Below are 15430 nucleotides of genomic sequence, written 5' to 3' on the forward strand. Positions count from 1 at the left end.
GATACCCGCCAGCGACGCGGCATAAAATCCCGGCTTCGCCAAGCGCGCCGGGAAGGATCGGGTTCATACCGCCAAGGGCGCGGTACTCGCCGTCGGCGAGTTGGCTTCCTCCTTTTCTGTCCGCCCATGGACGATGCGGTAGAGCGCCGGCAGGACGAGCAAGGTCAGGATCGTCGACGAAACGATCCCGCCGATCACCACCGTCGCGAGCGGGCGCTGTACCTCGGCGCCCGCGCCGACATTGAACGCCATCGGCACGAAGCCGAGGCTCGCCACGAGCGCGGTCATCAGCACCGGACGCAAACGGGTGAGCGCGCCTTCGCGGATCGCCTGTTCGAGCCCGCTTCCGCTTTCGCGGAGCTGCTTGATGAAGCTCAGCATCACCACGCCGTTGAGTACCGCAACGCCGGAGAGGGCGATGAATCCGACTCCCGCCGATATCGACAGCGGCATGCCGCGGATCAGGAGCGCGGCAACGCCTCCGGTGAGCGCCAGCGGCACCCCCGAGAAGACGATCGCGGCGTCCTTGCCCGACCGGAACAGCGCATAAAGCAGGCCGAAGATCGTCAGCAGCGCCGCGGGCACGACGAGCTGGAGTCGCTTCGCGGCCGAGATCAGCTGCTCGAAGGTGCCGCTGTAGCTGACCCAATAGCCGGACGGCACCTCAACTTCCGACCCGACCTTGGTCTGCAGCTCCCCGATGAAGGAGCCGAGGTCACGGCCGCGGACATTGGCGGTCACCACGACACGGCGTTTGCCATCCTCGCGGCTGATCTGGTTGGGGCCGATCACGACCTCGACCTTCGCGACCTCGGCGAGCGGCACGAAGCCGCGCATCCCCGCATCGGGCGCACCGCCAAACGTGACGTCGGGCGAAAAGCCGTTTGCCGGAAGCGGAATGCGCAGGCGGCCGATCTCGTTGACCTGCTCGCGGATAGTCTCGGGCAGGCGCACGATGATCGGAAAGCGCCTGTCGCCCTCGAAAATCTGTCCCGCTTCGACCCCGCCGACCGACACGGCGACAACATCCTGAATGTCGCCGACATTGAGACCGAAGCGCGCGAGCGCGGCGCGGTCAGGCGTGATCTGCAGCACCGGCAGGCCAGTGACCTGCTCGACGCCGACATCCTGCGCGCCTTCGATACCCGAGGCGACACTCTCGACCTGCTGTCCGATCTCGTGAAGCGTGTCGAGATCGTCGCCGAAGATCTTGATCGCGACGTCGGCGCGCACGCCCGAGAGGAGTTCGTTGAACCGCATCTGGATCGGCTGGGTGAACTCATAATTATTGCCCGGAATCTTTGCGACCGCCGCCTGCATCTCGCGAACGAGCTGGCCCTTGAGTTTGCGCGGATCGGGCCAATCCTTGCGGTCCTTCATGATGATGAAGGTGTCGGCAACCGAGGGCGGCATCGGGTCGGTCGCGACCTCGGCCGTCCCGATCTTCGCCACCACCCGGTCAACCTCGGGGAACTGCTTGATCCGTGCTTCGAGCGCGGTCTGCATGTCCACCGCCTGGGTGAGGCTCGTGCCCGGAATGCGCAGCGCGTGGAGCGCGATATCGCCTTCGTCGAGATTGGGTACGAACTCCGATCCCATGCGGCCGGCCGCGAACCCCGAAACGAGGACGAGGCCGACCGCAGCCGCGATGAAGGCAGTGCGCAGGCGGATCGCCTTGTCGAGCGCGGGCGCGTAGATCTTGCGCGCCCAAAGCATGAGCCGACTTTCCTTCTCCTCGACCTTGCCTGTCACGAACAGCGCGACCGCCGCCGGCACGAAGCTCAGCGACAGGATTAACGCCGCGGTCAGCGCCATCACGACGGTGATCGCCATCGGATGGAACATCTTCCCCTCGACGCCCGTGAGCGCGAAGATCGGCACATAGACGAGCGCGATGATCAGCACGCCGAACAGCGATGGCCGGATGACCTCCGAGGTTGCGGAGGCGGCGAGCCCGAAGCGTTCGTTGCGATCGAGCAGGCGACCGAGATTGTGCTGCGCTTCGCCAAAGCGCCTGAGGCAATTTTCGACGATGATAACGGCGCCATCGACGATGAGGCCGAAGTCGAGCGCGCCGAGGCTCATGAGGTTTCCCGACACGCCGCCGCGCACCATGCCGGTGATCGTCATCAACATCGTGATCGGAATGACCGCCGCCGTGATCAACGCGGCGCGGACATTGCCAAGCAACAGGAAGAGCACGACGATGACGAGCAGCGCGCCTTCGAGAAGATTTTTCTCGACGGTCCAGATCGCGCGTTCGACAAGGTTGGTGCGATCATAGATCGGCACGGCCTTGACGCCCGCAGGAAGCGCCTTTGCCGCTACTTCCAGCCGTTCTGCCGCGGCGCGCGCGACGATCCGGCTGTTCTCGCCGGCGAGCATGAAGACGGTGCCGAGCACGACCTCCTTGCCATTCTCTGTCGCGGCGCCGGTGCGCAGTTCCTCGCCCATGCTGATGTCGGCAACGTCGGCGACGCGGATCGGCACGCCGTTCCGGTTGCTGACGATGATCATCCCGAGCTCGTCGGGCCCCGCAGCCTGGCCGGGGGTGCGGACGAGATATTGCTCGCCGTAGCGCTCGACATAGCCCGCGCCGCGATTGTCGTTGTTGCGTTCCAGCGCCTGCACGACATCCGCCAGCGTCAGGCCATAGGCCGAAAGCCGCGCCGGGATCGGGGTCACATGATATTGGCGCTCGTAGCCGCCGATGCTGTTGACCTCGGTCACCCCCGGCGTGTTGCGAAGCTGAGGCCGGATCACCCAGTCTTGTAGCGTGCGCAAATCCTCGGGCGTATAAGCACTGCCGTCGGGCTTCTTCGCCCCCGGATCGGCCTCCAGCGTATACATGAAGATCTCGCCAAGGCCGGTCGCGATTGGTCCCATTTCGGGGGTTACGCCGGGCGGTAGCTATTCGCGCGCCGATTGCAGCCGTTCGTTGATGAGCTGGCGCGCGAAATAGATGCTCGTGCCATCTTCAAACACCGCAGTGACCTGGGAGAGGCCATAGCGCGAGACCGAGCGGATGTATTGGAGCCCCGGCAGGCCGGCGATCGCCCTCTCAACCGGGAATGTGACGCGCTGCTCGGCTTCGAGCGGGGAAAAGCCCGCCGCCTCGCTATTAATCTGGACCTGGACGTTGGTGATGTCGGGCGTGGCGTCGATCGGCAGGCGCTGAAAGCTCCAGACGCCGATCGCGCAGAGCAGGACAACAACTGCGATGACCGACAAGCGGAAGCGAATTGCGGCGGCGATCAGCCGTTCAAGCAGGGGAGGCCTGCCCGCCGGCGCGCTTGCGTCAATGGTCATGGCTGGCCCCCGACTTCTCGATGTCGGCGCGGATCAGGAAGGCGCCGTCGATGACATAGATTTCGCCGGGCGCGAGTCCGCCGAGGACTTCGGTCCATTCGGGGGTGCGGCGACCGATTTCCAGCATCCGCACCTCATAGGTGTTGCCGACCTTGGCGAAGACGACCTCGAAGTCTCGGAAACGCTGGATCGCCTTGGTCCGAACCGCGAGCGGGACATTCGCTTGCGACACGGCGAAGCTGCCTTCCACGCCCATCCCGGGCCTGAACTCGCGCGACGCGACCGGCGGCAGATGGACATGCGCGAGCATCGTCTGGCTCGCGACATCCGCCGTTGGCAGCACCGCCTCGACCTCGGCCTGAAAGCGCGCTTCGCCCGAAACGCTCTTGAGGCTCACCGGCTGCCCAACCCGCACCCGCTCGGCATCGCGCGGATAAACGAAGAACTCAGCGTGGAGTTTGGTCGGATCGGCAATCACAAACAGCGCGCGGTCACCGGTCGTGTCGCCCACATTGACATTCTTCTCGACGATCGTGCCGCTGATCGGGGCGGGCACCGTATAAATCTGAAGCGAATGGCTCGATTCCACCCGGGCCAGCACTTGGCCGCGGCGGACCTGCTGACCAAGCTTGCCGTTCAGCGACATGATCAGGCCCGGAAGCCGCGCGCGGACATCGGCCTTTCCTTCGGGCGTGATTTCGATCCGGCCGCCCATGTCGATGAGGTCGCTGACCGTCGCCGGTCCTGCGGCCTCGACCTTCACGCCGCCGGCCTTCGCCGCCTCGGGCGCAATGACCGTGCGGCCTTCATAGGATTGATAGGCCCATTTGTGATTGCGGCCGCCTTCGGACGCCGTCACCCGGACGTCGAAGCTATGCGGTTCGGCGACCACCCCGCTGCCGCGCAGGAAATCGTGCTGCCGGGTGAAACTGAATCGGTCGATCCTGCCGCCGAGGCGACCGAGTTCGATCGCCAAAGCCACTTCGGTCGGCTTGACCGGCTTGTCGTCGCGATAGGCGTAGACGCGGAGCTCGGGATCGACGCCATCTTCGAAGATGGTAATCTCAAGCGCGAAGGGACCGCTGCGAAGCATGCGTCCCCCGTGCGGGCCACGTTCATATTCGCTCGCAGCGGCCGCCGCGTTCCCCTTTTCAGGCGTCGCTGTTTCGCCGCATGCGGCAAGCATGGCGAGGACCACGACCGGTGCCGCCCCCAGCAGATATATTCTCATCGGATTGTCTCCATTTTGGCAAGCAGCGGCGCGTGGCGACCGAAAAGCCGGTCGAGCCGCACGCCGAGCAAATGAAAGCGCCTGAGCAGCTCGATCCGCCGCGATTGCGCTTCGTTGGTCGCCGCTTGCGCCTGCGCATATTCCAGGAAGGTGAAGGCGGTGCCGCCGCGTGCGAGACCGTCGCGAATCAGCCGGACGGCGCGGTTGGCGCTCGGGAGCGCGTCGGCGTCGATCCGCTTGATTTCGGTCGCGATCAGGCGCCGGTCGGCAACGAGTTTGTCGATCTCCCGCTCGATCTCGATCCGCGCTACCGCGATATCGGCCTCAACCGCGCGCTGATCGGCTCGAGCCCGAACGACATTGCCTCGGTTCGCGGATTTGGTGCCGAGCGGGATCGATCCGCCGACCATGATCGCAAGGTCGTTGCCGTCCCCGAAATAGCGGAGACCGACACGCCCGCTGGGATCGGCGATATTGCCGGTCTCGGCGAGCTTTGCCTTGGCCTCGGCCGCATTGAGCTCGGCAGTAAGAACAGCGATATCGACCGAGCCACTGCGGGGAGGCGCTGGGACATCGAGCACGAGCAGGGCGGCCGGATCGAGCTTGAAATCACCGCCGCCGCCCCACCATGCGGCGAGGCTGGCCCGCGCAATCCGGGCATTCTCTCGCGCCTGGTCGGCGGCGATTTCTGCTTGGGCGACATTGGTGCGGGCACGCTCGGCAGCGAACCAGGGATCGAGTGCGCCGGTGACCCGCTTTACCACCTCCAGTTCAACGCGTTTCACCTCGGCAAGACGGGACTCCGCGACAGGAACCGCCGCTTCCGCGGCAAGTGCCTCAACCCAGGCCGCCTGCACGCGAGCGAAACGGTCGAGCAGGCGAACCCGGTTCTGGGCGCCGACGACGGCCGCGTCGGCGCGCGCGGCACCGATACGCGCCTCGCGCTTGCCGCCGCGCTCCCATGTCCGCTCATACCAGCCGGTGGTCTGCGGTCGGCTCAGCGGCGAATAGGGACCGGTGCCCGCGAAATCCTCGAGATCGATCCCGACCACGTCGCGCGGCCGGACATCGGCCTGCAGGATGACGGCATCCGCGGCTTCGAGGCGCGCGATGTTGGCGGCCAGGGCGGGATCGCTTGTCGCGACCCGCGACAGCGCTTCTTCCAGACTTAAATTTTGCGCCCAAACAGGCTGCGCGGCGGCAGCCAGCAGGACGCCGCCGCAGAGCATGGCTCTGCGGATAGCGTGCGCGCCGGAGCGCGCGCGAGATCGGGAAAACATGTGATAACAGCCTCGCTGAATGGCGTGGAAAACCTCCCACGCCTACGAGGCGCAGGAACTCAAACGGTCAGCGAGTGGGGTCGGGGAGGGCGCTCGGGGCCAATGGATCTGCGACCCGCGATTTGCCTGTCGTTGCCAATCCCATGCAGACTTCCGATCGGCGCAATACCGGAGGCGGTCACGGCATTGGGGACGAGCAGGTTAGGTCCTGTGTCGCCGTGGTGGTGATGCCCGCCGGCGAGATGGTCGCCGGGCGTGCTTTCGTCATCCGCCGGCGCATTGTCGTGATGGTCCGCATGTTCGGCTGGGCTATCGTGCACCGTGTCGACCGCGAAATCGGCCAACTCACCATGCTGGTGCGAGATCATGAATACCGGGCTGTGCTGGATCTGATCGGCGGCTTTGGCGGGTGCAGTCGCCGCATAGAACAGCATCAAAGCGACACACAGCGTGCCGATCAGACGATCAAAGCGGGAGGAAACGGACGAGAGCACGAAGCTGCGTTTAATTTGCGGCATTTCGGTTGGCAAGCCGAACGGCCTCCTATTGTTCCACAAGGCCGGAAGCGGATGCCTTTTTTATAAGGAGAAATGGTGGACGCACTAGGGCTCGAACCTAGGACCCGCTGATTAAGAGAAGGGAATTTTGAAGTAAAATTCCTAATTTTTACAGGTATCTAGCTGCGTCTTTGCATTTTTTATCTTAATATGTGACAACACATAAAACCAACGATTCTCAAGTAGCGATGGCACAGTTTCACGTCCATCTGCGATCCGCTGATTTTCGCGGCACAAGTTCATACTTTGTGAAAAGCGTACTTTCTAGCACGGCTTCAACACGATCAGCCTTCTCAAATGCCGAGTTGATCAGCCCATGCCCCGATCAAGCACTGCACAAACTCGTATCCCCGCGAAAATGGCCTTATCCATGCTGACCTCCTCCACAGTGATCGGCTTGAACTTGATATCTTCTCCCCAAGTGATTCCCCCCGATTCACTAAACTGCGGAAGGACTCTAGGCAGCTTCCTTCTGTCCGCCACGAAACTCGGTCGGGCATGCACCCGTCGAGCAATCGAGATGCTCTAGGCTGACGTCCTCGGAGAAGTCTGTGCGTTGAATGGCGCGCGCGATGCGTTCGAATTCCGCTTTGGAGACGGGCTGTTCGGGAAGGTACTCGTAAGCCGAGAGGTCGTCGTCCTGTGGCATCACCGAGCAGGCGCGAACGGTCGGCTGGTGGGCGCGGATCATAGCCTCGAACGTCGCATAGTCGGTCACGTCAGAGCGGTATTTGAGCGTATAGCTGATCTGGTTGCCGTAGGCTGGAAGCGCTTTGGTGCCGGTCAGATATTCATCGACGTCGAAGCCTTCGAGCCAGAAGGCTTCGCCGAGGCGCAACCAGGCGAACTGCTGTTCCATCGTCGCCTCCCCGGCCGTTACTAGGTGCGGCTCGATTCCCTTGAGGCCGGTGATTGTGGGTGCCGTCGGAAAGCCGACGATCGTGTGCCCCCTGTAAACTTCCAGCTTGCGAACCGGATAACCGAGCGAGCGGTAGCCTTCTACAAGCGGATCGTCGTTGCGATACTGCACCCAGCGCAGGTAGCGCAGCATCGACGGCAAATGCCAGCCCTCGGTCAAGCCGAGCAGCTTGGAGACCGAGCCGGATGGCTTGATGGTCGTCACTGTATGGGGCACCGAAACGCCCAGTTCGACCGCGTAGGCCACCGCTTCTGCATAGACCGAACGCGACAGGGCGCCGAGCGCGTCCCAGAACGCTGCCGCGCGGATGCCCGGTGTGCAGTCGAAAATGGCGTTTCCCGACAGATCGCCGCGGCCAACCCCCGCCTGCTGGAATCCGACGAAATCGGGCGCAATGAGATCGCGAAAGCCGACGCGGAAGAACTTCCACGCGAATTCGTGGACGCCGGTGAGGCCCACGCCGATGCGGTTGGTGCGCTTGACTTCGGTCGAGTAGAAGCTGTCCATGAGGTTTACCCGCATCAGCGCACGTGCGGCCGCCCGCACCGCGCTATGGGCTTCCTCCAGGTTGTCGCAATGAAACGGCGCGACGTCGGCGATCACGCAGAAGGCCCCGACCACCGACAGCACGATCTCGCCGCAAGGATTGACAATGTAGCCGTTCGGTTTGGATGCGACGATACGCGCAAGGCGGGCGAGGTAGAGGCGTGTGTCGTCGCCGACTTCGTAGCGGGCCGAACCGACATAGTTTCCGCTGCGATAGGCTGGCGCGTCCATGCCGGCGTCGTTCCGGACGAGCTTGTCCGCATTGATGAAGCCGGGCTCGCCGGTACCATCACCGTACGCGCACTCCGCGCCGCGCTGGAGCACGGCGCGGGCGTGGCGGGTGAGTCGATCATTGTATTCGGAGTGCCCCTCTGGCAGCTCGACGCGGCGCCAGAATTCGGCATCGACCGTGATGCTATTGTTGCTGGACCATAGGAATGCGAGCGGCGGATTGTTGCACTCGCTGCGATAAGCGGCGACCTGCGTCATCGGCATACCGTCATATTCGATCGGGCGCTTCACCTCGATGAAATCCACGGCCTCGAAGTCGGTCCAATGCTTGGTTGACATGCGCGCCGCGCGGCGTGCTCCGCCGACCAGCACCGGCTCGGCAAGATAGTGGTCAATGTAGAGCGTCTGGCGCCAAGGAGCGAGACCGGCTCCTTTGACCTTGGCGATTTTTTCCAGGGCGTTCATCAGCGGCACCGGACCCGACGAAGGTCGGCCCTGCATGCCCATGATCGGTTCTCCGCGCCCGCGCACGCGTGAGAAGTCGAGCACGAGCAGATGATCACGATATGCCTTCTGGTAGGCCATGATCTCCAGCAGTTCGATCGCCACTGCCCACCCCTCGCGGCTGTCCGCGACCTCGTGCCAAGTGACGTTGGTGCCCTTGCCGTAGAGATGACGAGCGTCGCGAATCGAAGTGTGCTGCGAGTGGTCGAAGTCGGGATGGAGCTCGTCGAGCACGACGCGGATCGTGGGCATGTTATCCCAGTTCACCAGCATCAGGTCGTCATCGTAGCAGCGACCGACGCCCGAGCCGTTGAGCAGGAGGTAGAACAGCGCGAAACTGGTGGCGGCCGTGCTGCAGTTCGTGAAGACCTCTTGGTTGCGGATGACTTGGTGCCGGTCACCATGCTGGAGGTGTCGCCCGGACATCAGGACAGCGCCCCTGGCGATTAACTTACCGAGTTCCTCTCGCTCGCGGCTTTCGACTTCGGGAGTTCCATAGGGTGCGTCCGCCGGATTGTGCAGGCGCAAGAGACTTGCGTTTCCCAAGGAGACGCGGGCGGCGAGCTCACCCCAATTCTCCCAGCGGGTGTCCGGTCGACCGTCACGCATCGGAGCGTCGGCATCCAATGCGACCTCAAAGCCGTCGCTGTTGTGCAGCGCGACCAGCCATCCCTTGAGATGGGGATCCGCTGGATTGAGCCGAACGATCCGGTCAAGCAATGAAGTGGCCCGCGGGGTGAGGATCCGGCGAAGGTAGGTCCTCTCGGCGACTGCAACTCCCATGCCGGGGTCGAGGGGACGAAAATCCGTTTTGGCAATGGGATGCATCATGTTTCCCTCAAGATTATCAACGGCGGAGAACTTACCACAAATAGTAGCAGCTGCATTGACCCCTATCAATATGTTGTGTTTTGAGTGCCTTTCCAATCCATCGAATGACGTTTCACCTCTCCGTCGATTCGGCGTCAGAGGATCGCGGTTTCAGTGCGAGCGCTGCACAAGACCGCTCTCGAAAGCGCCAACTAGCCAGCCGGAACCGTAGTTCATGTCATCGATTCCTAGGTTTCTGGAGATGGTGCGATTCAAACGCTGCCAGAAGGCAACCAGGCGAACGAACTCCAGATTCAGGTGACTAAGACGCCACCTCGGAATGGCCGCCAAAGGCCTTGCGCATGGCTGAGAGCAGCTTCTCGCCGAATGTGTGATCGACCCTGCTGCGATAACGAGCATAGAGCGCTGCGGTGAGGACATGCGCGGGCACCGCTTCTTCCATTGCCGCCTCGATGGTCCACTGCCCCTCTCCGGAGTCCGGCACCAATCCGGAAAAACGCTCAAGGGAGCGGTCGTGGGCCAAAGCCTCGGCACACAGGTCGAGGAGCCATGATGAAACAACGCTCCCGCGGCGCCAGACCTCTGCAATGTCAGTCAGATCAAGATCGTAGCGCTCTTCAGCAGGCAGCCGCTCCGAAGATCGTGATTTCAGGATATCGAACCCTTCGGCAAAGGCTTGCATCATGCCGTACTCGATGCCGTTATGGACCATCTTTACGAAGTGGCCCGCTCCCGCCGGCCCGGCGTGCACATAGCCGAGCTCGGCCCTCGGGTCGTGACCGTCTCGGCCAGGAGTGCGTCCAACCATCCCCAGACCCGGGGCGAGCGCCCGGAAGATTGGGTCCAGGCGCTCAACTGGTTCGGTATCCCCGCCGATCATCAGGCAATAGCCGCGCTCTCTTCCGAAGATTCCGCCAGACGTGCCAACGTCGATGTAACTGATCCCACTCTTCGCCAGCAGGCGCGCCCGGCGGATGTCGTCCTTGAAGTGGCTGTTTCCGCCATCGATCAGAACATCGCCTTCCGGGCAGATCGCTGCCAGTGCAGAGATACTTTGTTCGGTTGCTTCGCCTGCGGGAAGCATCAGCCAGATCGTGGCCGGGTTTTCCAGCCTGGAGCGCAGGTCTGCCAGTGAACCAGCTCCCTCCGCCCCTTCGAAGACCAGTGCCTCAACCGCCTCCGGCTTATGGTCGTATGCGACGACGCGGTGCCCCTGCGCCATCAGCCGCCGCGCTATATTGGCGCCCATGCGGCCCAATCCGACCAGCCCAATCTCCATCGGGGGCTGTCTGCCATCTACGGAGCCGTCTTCGCTGTTCATGATCTTGCCATGTACCCTTTGTCTGCGACCCCGCTAATCACCTCAGAGAGGCGACGGTGACCACGCGAACCAGTTCCGACAACGTCTTGACCTGCATCTTCATCATCACGTTCGCACGATAGACCTCGACCGTTCGGGGACTGATCTCAAGGTCGAACGCGATGGCCTTGTTCGCGAGGCCGGCGACCAAGCCGTCCATAACCTCCCGCTCCCGCCGACTCAGGCTGGCCATTCGTTCCAACACCTCCTGCCGCGCCGCATCTGCCTGCTCCCCTTCTTCTTGTTGACTCAGCGCGCTGCGGATCGCGGCCAGCATCACCTCGTCATCGAAGGGCTTTTCAATGAAATCGGCAGCGCCCGATTTCATTGCCTGGATAGCGAGCGGCACATCGGCGTGCCCGGTAATGACGATGACCGGAATGCTGGCGCCACGGCGCTTGAGTTCCTCCACCAGTTCGATGCCGCCGGTCCCGGGCATCCGGACGTCGGTTACGACGCAAGCGTCTGAAAGAGGGGGTGAGGACTTGAGGAAAGCATCGGCCGAAGGAAACGAGCGGACCCTGATGCCAGCGCAGTCCAGCAGGAATTCGAGCGAATGCCGCGCTCCTTCGTCATCGTCGATCACATAGACGATCGAATCACTCGGCATCGTAAAGCTCCTGCTTGCCGACCTGGGGCACGGTGAAGGCGAAAACGGTACCGCCGCCCTCGCGAGGTCTGGCCCATATGCGCCCGCCATGTGCTTCAACGATCGTGCGCGAGATTGAGAGGCCCACGCCCATACCGGTGCGTTTGGTGGTGATAAAGGGCTGGAACAGCTGATCCGCGATTTCCGGATCGATTCCCGGGCCGCTGTCCGCCACCACGACGCAAGCCATATCGTTGTCGGCCGGCTCGATAATTATGACCAGCTCGCGGCGGTCAGCTCCAAAGTCGACCATGGCGTCGACCGCGTTGCGCACGAGGTTGAGCACGACCTGCTGGATTTGCACCTTGTCGGCCAGTACAAGTTCGACCTGGGGACTGAAATCGTACTGTACGCGGATGTCGTGCTGCTTGGCCCCGACCAAAGCCAGGGCGCTGGCTTCCTCCACCATCTTCGGCAGGCTTTCGACGGCACGCTCGGTTTCTCCGCGCGCCACGAAGTCCCTCAGGCGACGGATAATCTCACCAGCGCGCATCGCCTCAGCCGCTGCGCGGTCAAGCGCGTCGGAGACGCGCTCCTGCGGCACTTCGTCGCGTTGGAGGAGCATACGGCTGCCCTTCAGATAATTGGCGATCGCGGACAGCGGCTGATTCAATTCGTGCGCCAGAGCCGAAGCCATTTCGCCGAGCGCCGTCAGGCGAGACACATGGACCAGTTCGTTCTGCAATTCCTGCAGTCGCGTTTCCGTCTGCTGCCGCTCAGTCAGGTCCCGTATGAACCCGGTGAAGTATCTTTGTTCATCGGCTTGCATCTCCCCCACCGCCAGTTCGATCGGGAATGTCGAGCCATCGCTGCGCTCGCCGACGACAATTCGGCCCTTGCCGATGATCCGTTTCTCACCCGTGCGATAATATCGCTCTAGGTAATCCGGGTGCGCCGTGCGGTAAGGGTCCGGCATCAGAATGCTGACGTTGCGCCCAATGGCTTCCTCCGCACTCCAGCCGAACATCTGCTCGGCTGCGGTGCTGAAATCGCGGATCAGGCCCTCTTCATCGATCACCACCATCGCATCGGGCACCGTCTCGAGGATGGACCGCAAATGGGCCTCGCGCTGCGCGAGCTCTGCCGCAGCGGCTTCGGTGTCGACCCGCGCTCGCTGAAACCACTCGCCGCCGACAGCGATGGCGAAGCCAATCACAACGAAAGCCGCCGCGGCGATCAGGCTACCGCTGATGATGGGCCCGCTCACCCGGTCGCATAACAGCCCCGCTGCCGCTCCCGCGATCGCCACCACGGTACCGGCACGCACACCGGAGAGAGCACTGGCCACGACAACGCCGGGCACGAAGAAGATGAACGTGGCCCGTTGCCCCAGTTCTTCCGCAAACAGAAGGCGGACAGCTGCCCCGGCGCCTATCGCTAACAAGGCCAGAGCCAGCGCGGCAAGCACGGGGAGGCGAGGAAGGAAGCGGCTGGTGAAGGTCGTCCGCGGGACCTCCGGGAAAGCCCTTAGGGGATCGGCGGTAGGGACATCATCCAAATTTCATGCCTCTCTTCGGTTCCATAGATGGCTGCTGCAGCGGCATATGGATCAATCGCGCCGCCAAGTGGAGAAGTTCCAGTGACTGCACCGTTCATAGATCTTGGCGTTCACCACAAGCCGAGCGGAATCTCGGACCGGATCGCCTTCGGTTTCACGAAGGCACTGCGGTGGACCGCCGATACCTTCTTTGCGGAGCGTTACGGTCACCGCGCAGTGGTGCTGGAGACCGTGGCTGCTGTCCCCGGCATGGTCGGTGCGACGATCAATCATCTGGCCTGCCTTCGCCGCATGTGCGACGACAAGGGCTGGATCAAGACGCTCATGGACGAGGCCGAAAATGAGCGCATGCACCTCATGACGTTCATCGAGGTCTCCAAACCGACCTGGTTCGAACGGGCGGTGATCATCGGCGTTCAATGGGTGTTCTACCTGTTCTTCTTCGCGCTCTACCTGATCAGCTCGAAGACCGCACACCGCGTCGTCGGCTATTTCGAGGAAGAGGCGGTGATCAGCTACACCCATTACCTTGCCGAGATCGACAGCGGCCGCAGCGAGAACGTGCCGGCACCGGAAATCGCCCGGAGGTACTGGGACCTCCCGGACGGCGCCACGCTGCGCGACGTCGTGCTGGTCGTCAGAGCGGACGAGGCACATCACCGCGATGTGAACCACGGCTTCGCCAACGAACTCGCCGGACTCCCGGTCGGTCAGGTTGCCGAATGTCCGCCTCATCTGGTGCTCGAGCCCAACTGGAAAAAGGCCGCCTGATCGCGAAGGGGCTGGCGGCGGCAATACCGCCGGCCCGCAGCCGGGAGCATCGAGGATGTCCGGATTTCGAGTTGTGTTGTACGTGACCGATCCCGCTCTCCTGGCTTCACTGGAGTTCGCGCTGTCGCTGCAAGGGTTCGATCCGCGAGATGGCGCGGCGCAGGAAACAGGCGAAGCTGGCGCCACGTGTCTCGTGGTCGAGCAGCGCTATCGCGGCGGCGGCCTGCAATTCCTGGAGGAATTGCACCGCACAGGTTCGACAAACCCGGCCATTCTTCTCGCCACAAATCCAACGCAGCGCCTGAGGCGCGACGCCGCCAGGGCCGGCGTCATTCTGATCGAAAAGCCCTTGCTCGGCGAGGAACTGACTGACGCGCTTCATGCGCTCACCCCACCAAATGCCGGCGGTATCCGCCGGTCCCACCCAACAGGAGATTTTCGATGGCAGATGCGCTGAACGGCAGAACGATTGAACTGGTGAAGGCGACTGTGCCCGCTCTGGAAGCGCACGGACTGCAGATCCTGAAGGAAATGTATGCTCGAATGTTCCAGAACCCCGAAATTCGAGATCTGTTCAACCAGTCGCATCACGGCGGCGAGGAAGGCGCGCAGCCCCGGGCACTCACGGCTGCCATTCTCGCCTACGCGAACAATATCGACAACCTCTCGGCGCTGGCACCCGCGGTGGAGCGGATTGCCCAAAAGCATGTCGGGCTGCAGATCCTGCCTGAGCATTATCCCTATGTCGGGGAGGCTCTTCTTGGCGCGATCGGCGCCGTTCTGGGCGATGCCGCGACCGAAGAGATCCTGGAAGCCTGGGGCGAAGCCTACTGGTTCCTCGCCAACATCCTGATTGCTCGCGAGCAGCGCGTTTATGAGGAACTCAGCGAAGCCGAGGGCGGCTGGAACGGCTGGCGCGACTTCCGGGTCGAGGAAGTCGTTCCGGAAAGCAGCGTGATCTCCTCGTTTATCCTGCGCCCCTGCGATGGCGAGGCTGTGATCCGGCACAAACCGGGCCAGTACCTGACCTTCTGGCTTGATATTCCGGGACATCCGCCGGTCAAGCGCAACTATTCGATCTCGAATGCGCCGAACGGCGAGTTTTACCGGATCTCGGTGAAGCGGGAGCCTCAGGGCCTCGCCTCAGGCTGGCTGCACGAGGATGCAAAAGCGGGCACGGTCCTCAAGGTTGCGCCTCCGGCGGGAGAGTTCTTCATGGAGGGCAAGCCTGCGCGTCCGGTCGTCCTGCTTTCCGGCGGTGTCGGTCTCACGCCGCTGATCGCGATGCTGGAAACGCTGGTCGCCAACGATGCGGACGTGCCGGTGCATTATGTGCACGGCACCCACAATCGCGACACGCATGCCATGCGCAAGCATGTGCGCGATCTCGCCGCGGGGGCCGCGAACCTCAAGGTCAGTGTCTTTCATCAGACCCCGCTGGAAGATGAGGCCGCAGGAGACGATTACGATCATGCCGGCATCATCACTGACGAGTGGCTCACCGCAGAGACGCCCGTCGGACAGGCGGATTATTACATCTGCGGCCCGCGTCCCTTCCTTCGTGCGGCGGTATCGGCGCTTTCCATGAACGGCGTGCCCGCGGACAGAATTCATTACGAGTTCTTCGGACCGGCCGACGAACTGCTCGCCGCCTGACAAGGGCCCGGGGGCAACGCGGCGCACATGCAAGCGGCGCGTTCCCCCCCCCCGCCCTGGCGGAAAAGCAGTCCTGCTGGCCGGCGCA

At 63.0% G+C, this 15430-nt stretch carries 10 protein-coding genes and 1 pseudogene; 3 read left to right on the forward strand and 8 right to left on the reverse strand.

What is annotated here, in order from left to right:
- Positions 1-63: 63 nt before the first annotated feature.
- The 8 genes and pseudogenes from OVY29_RS03630 to OVY29_RS03665 all read right to left on the reverse strand — a co-directional run bounded on the left by OVY29_RS03630 (position 64) and on the right by OVY29_RS03665 (position 12915).
- Positions 64-3270, reverse strand: a pseudogene (locus OVY29_RS03630) (efflux RND transporter permease subunit).
- A 28-nt stretch (positions 3271-3298) separates the two neighbouring features.
- The gene (locus OVY29_RS03635) at positions 3299-4540 is read right to left on the reverse strand and encodes an efflux RND transporter periplasmic adaptor subunit (RefSeq protein WP_037557060.1); all 1242 of its coding nucleotides are present in this window, start codon (positions 4538-4540) and stop codon (positions 3299-3301) included.
- Complete coding sequence (locus tag OVY29_RS03640; protein ID WP_313910950.1) at positions 4537-5820, reverse strand: TolC family protein; 1284 nt, start codon at positions 5818-5820, stop codon at positions 4537-4539. The genes OVY29_RS03635 and OVY29_RS03640 overlap by 4 nt, the downstream gene beginning before the upstream one ends.
- Before the next feature lie 59 nt (positions 5821-5879).
- Complete coding sequence (locus OVY29_RS03645; RefSeq protein WP_152567680.1) at positions 5880-6350, reverse strand: hypothetical protein; 471 nt, start codon at positions 6348-6350, stop codon at positions 5880-5882.
- 484 nt (positions 6351-6834) lie between these two features.
- Positions 6835-9408: a hypothetical protein gene (locus tag OVY29_RS03650; RefSeq protein ID WP_313910951.1), complete on the reverse strand. Its 2574-nt coding sequence runs from the start codon at positions 9406-9408 to the stop codon at positions 6835-6837.
- 301 nt (positions 9409-9709) lie between these two features.
- Positions 9710-10687, reverse strand: a complete 978-nt coding sequence (gnd, locus tag OVY29_RS03655) for a phosphogluconate dehydrogenase (NAD(+)-dependent, decarboxylating) (protein WP_313912038.1) — start codon at positions 10685-10687, stop codon at positions 9710-9712.
- A 79-nt stretch (positions 10688-10766) separates the two neighbouring features.
- Positions 10767-11378 (reverse strand): response regulator FixJ, encoded by a 612-nt coding sequence (fixJ, locus tag OVY29_RS03660; RefSeq protein ID WP_313910952.1) that lies wholly within the window; start codon positions 11376-11378, stop codon positions 10767-10769.
- Positions 11368-12915: a PAS domain S-box protein gene (locus OVY29_RS03665; RefSeq protein ID WP_313910953.1), complete on the reverse strand. Its 1548-nt coding sequence runs from the start codon at positions 12913-12915 to the stop codon at positions 11368-11370. The genes fixJ and OVY29_RS03665 overlap by 11 nt, the downstream gene beginning before the upstream one ends.
- An 81-nt stretch (positions 12916-12996) precedes the next feature.
- On the opposite strand from OVY29_RS03665, the gene OVY29_RS03670 reads away from it, so the two are divergent.
- The 3 genes from OVY29_RS03670 to hmpA are packed head-to-tail and all read left to right on the forward strand — an operon-like array spanning position 12997 to position 15342.
- Complete coding sequence (locus OVY29_RS03670) at positions 12997-13686, forward strand: alternative oxidase (RefSeq protein WP_313910954.1); 690 nt, start codon at positions 12997-12999, stop codon at positions 13684-13686.
- Between the two features lie 55 nt (positions 13687-13741).
- A complete protein-coding gene (locus OVY29_RS03675) occupies positions 13742-14143 on the forward strand; it encodes a histidine kinase (RefSeq protein WP_313910955.1) in 402 nt (133 codons plus the stop codon).
- On the forward strand, positions 14128-15342 hold the full coding sequence (gene hmpA, locus OVY29_RS03680; RefSeq protein WP_313910956.1) for an NO-inducible flavohemoprotein: 1215 nt from the start codon (positions 14128-14130) through the stop codon (positions 15340-15342). The genes OVY29_RS03675 and hmpA overlap by 16 nt, the downstream gene beginning before the upstream one ends.
- The last annotated feature ends 88 nt before the right edge of the window (positions 15343-15430 follow it).

It is taken from the genome of Sphingopyxis sp. SE2 (assembly GCF_032227185.1).
GTDB lineage: Bacteria > Pseudomonadota > Alphaproteobacteria > Sphingomonadales > Sphingomonadaceae > Sphingopyxis.

Excerpts from the sequence above, each read along its gene's own strand:
- OVY29_RS03635 (WP_037557060.1), bottom strand. The coding sequence starts at position 4,540 with ATGAGAATATATCTGCTGGGGGCGGCACCGGTCGTGGTCCTCGCCATG.
- OVY29_RS03640 (WP_313910950.1), bottom strand. The coding sequence starts at position 5,820 with ATGTTTTCCCGATCTCGCGCGCGCTCCGGCGCGCACGCTATCCGCAGA.
- OVY29_RS03650 (WP_313910951.1), bottom strand. The coding sequence starts at position 9,408 with ATGATGCATCCCATTGCCAAAACGGATTTTCGTCCCCTCGACCCCGGC.
- gnd (WP_313912038.1), bottom strand. The coding sequence starts at position 10,687 with ATGGAGATTGGGCTGGTCGGATTGGGCCGCATGGGCGCCAATATAGCG.
- fixJ (WP_313910952.1), bottom strand. The coding sequence starts at position 11,378 with ATGCCGAGTGATTCGATCGTCTATGTGATCGACGATGACGAAGGAGCG.
- OVY29_RS03675 (WP_313910955.1), top strand. The coding sequence starts at position 13,742 with ATGTCCGGATTTCGAGTTGTGTTGTACGTGACCGATCCCGCTCTCCTG.
- hmpA (WP_313910956.1), top strand. The coding sequence starts at position 14,128 with ATGGCAGATGCGCTGAACGGCAGAACGATTGAACTGGTGAAGGCGACT.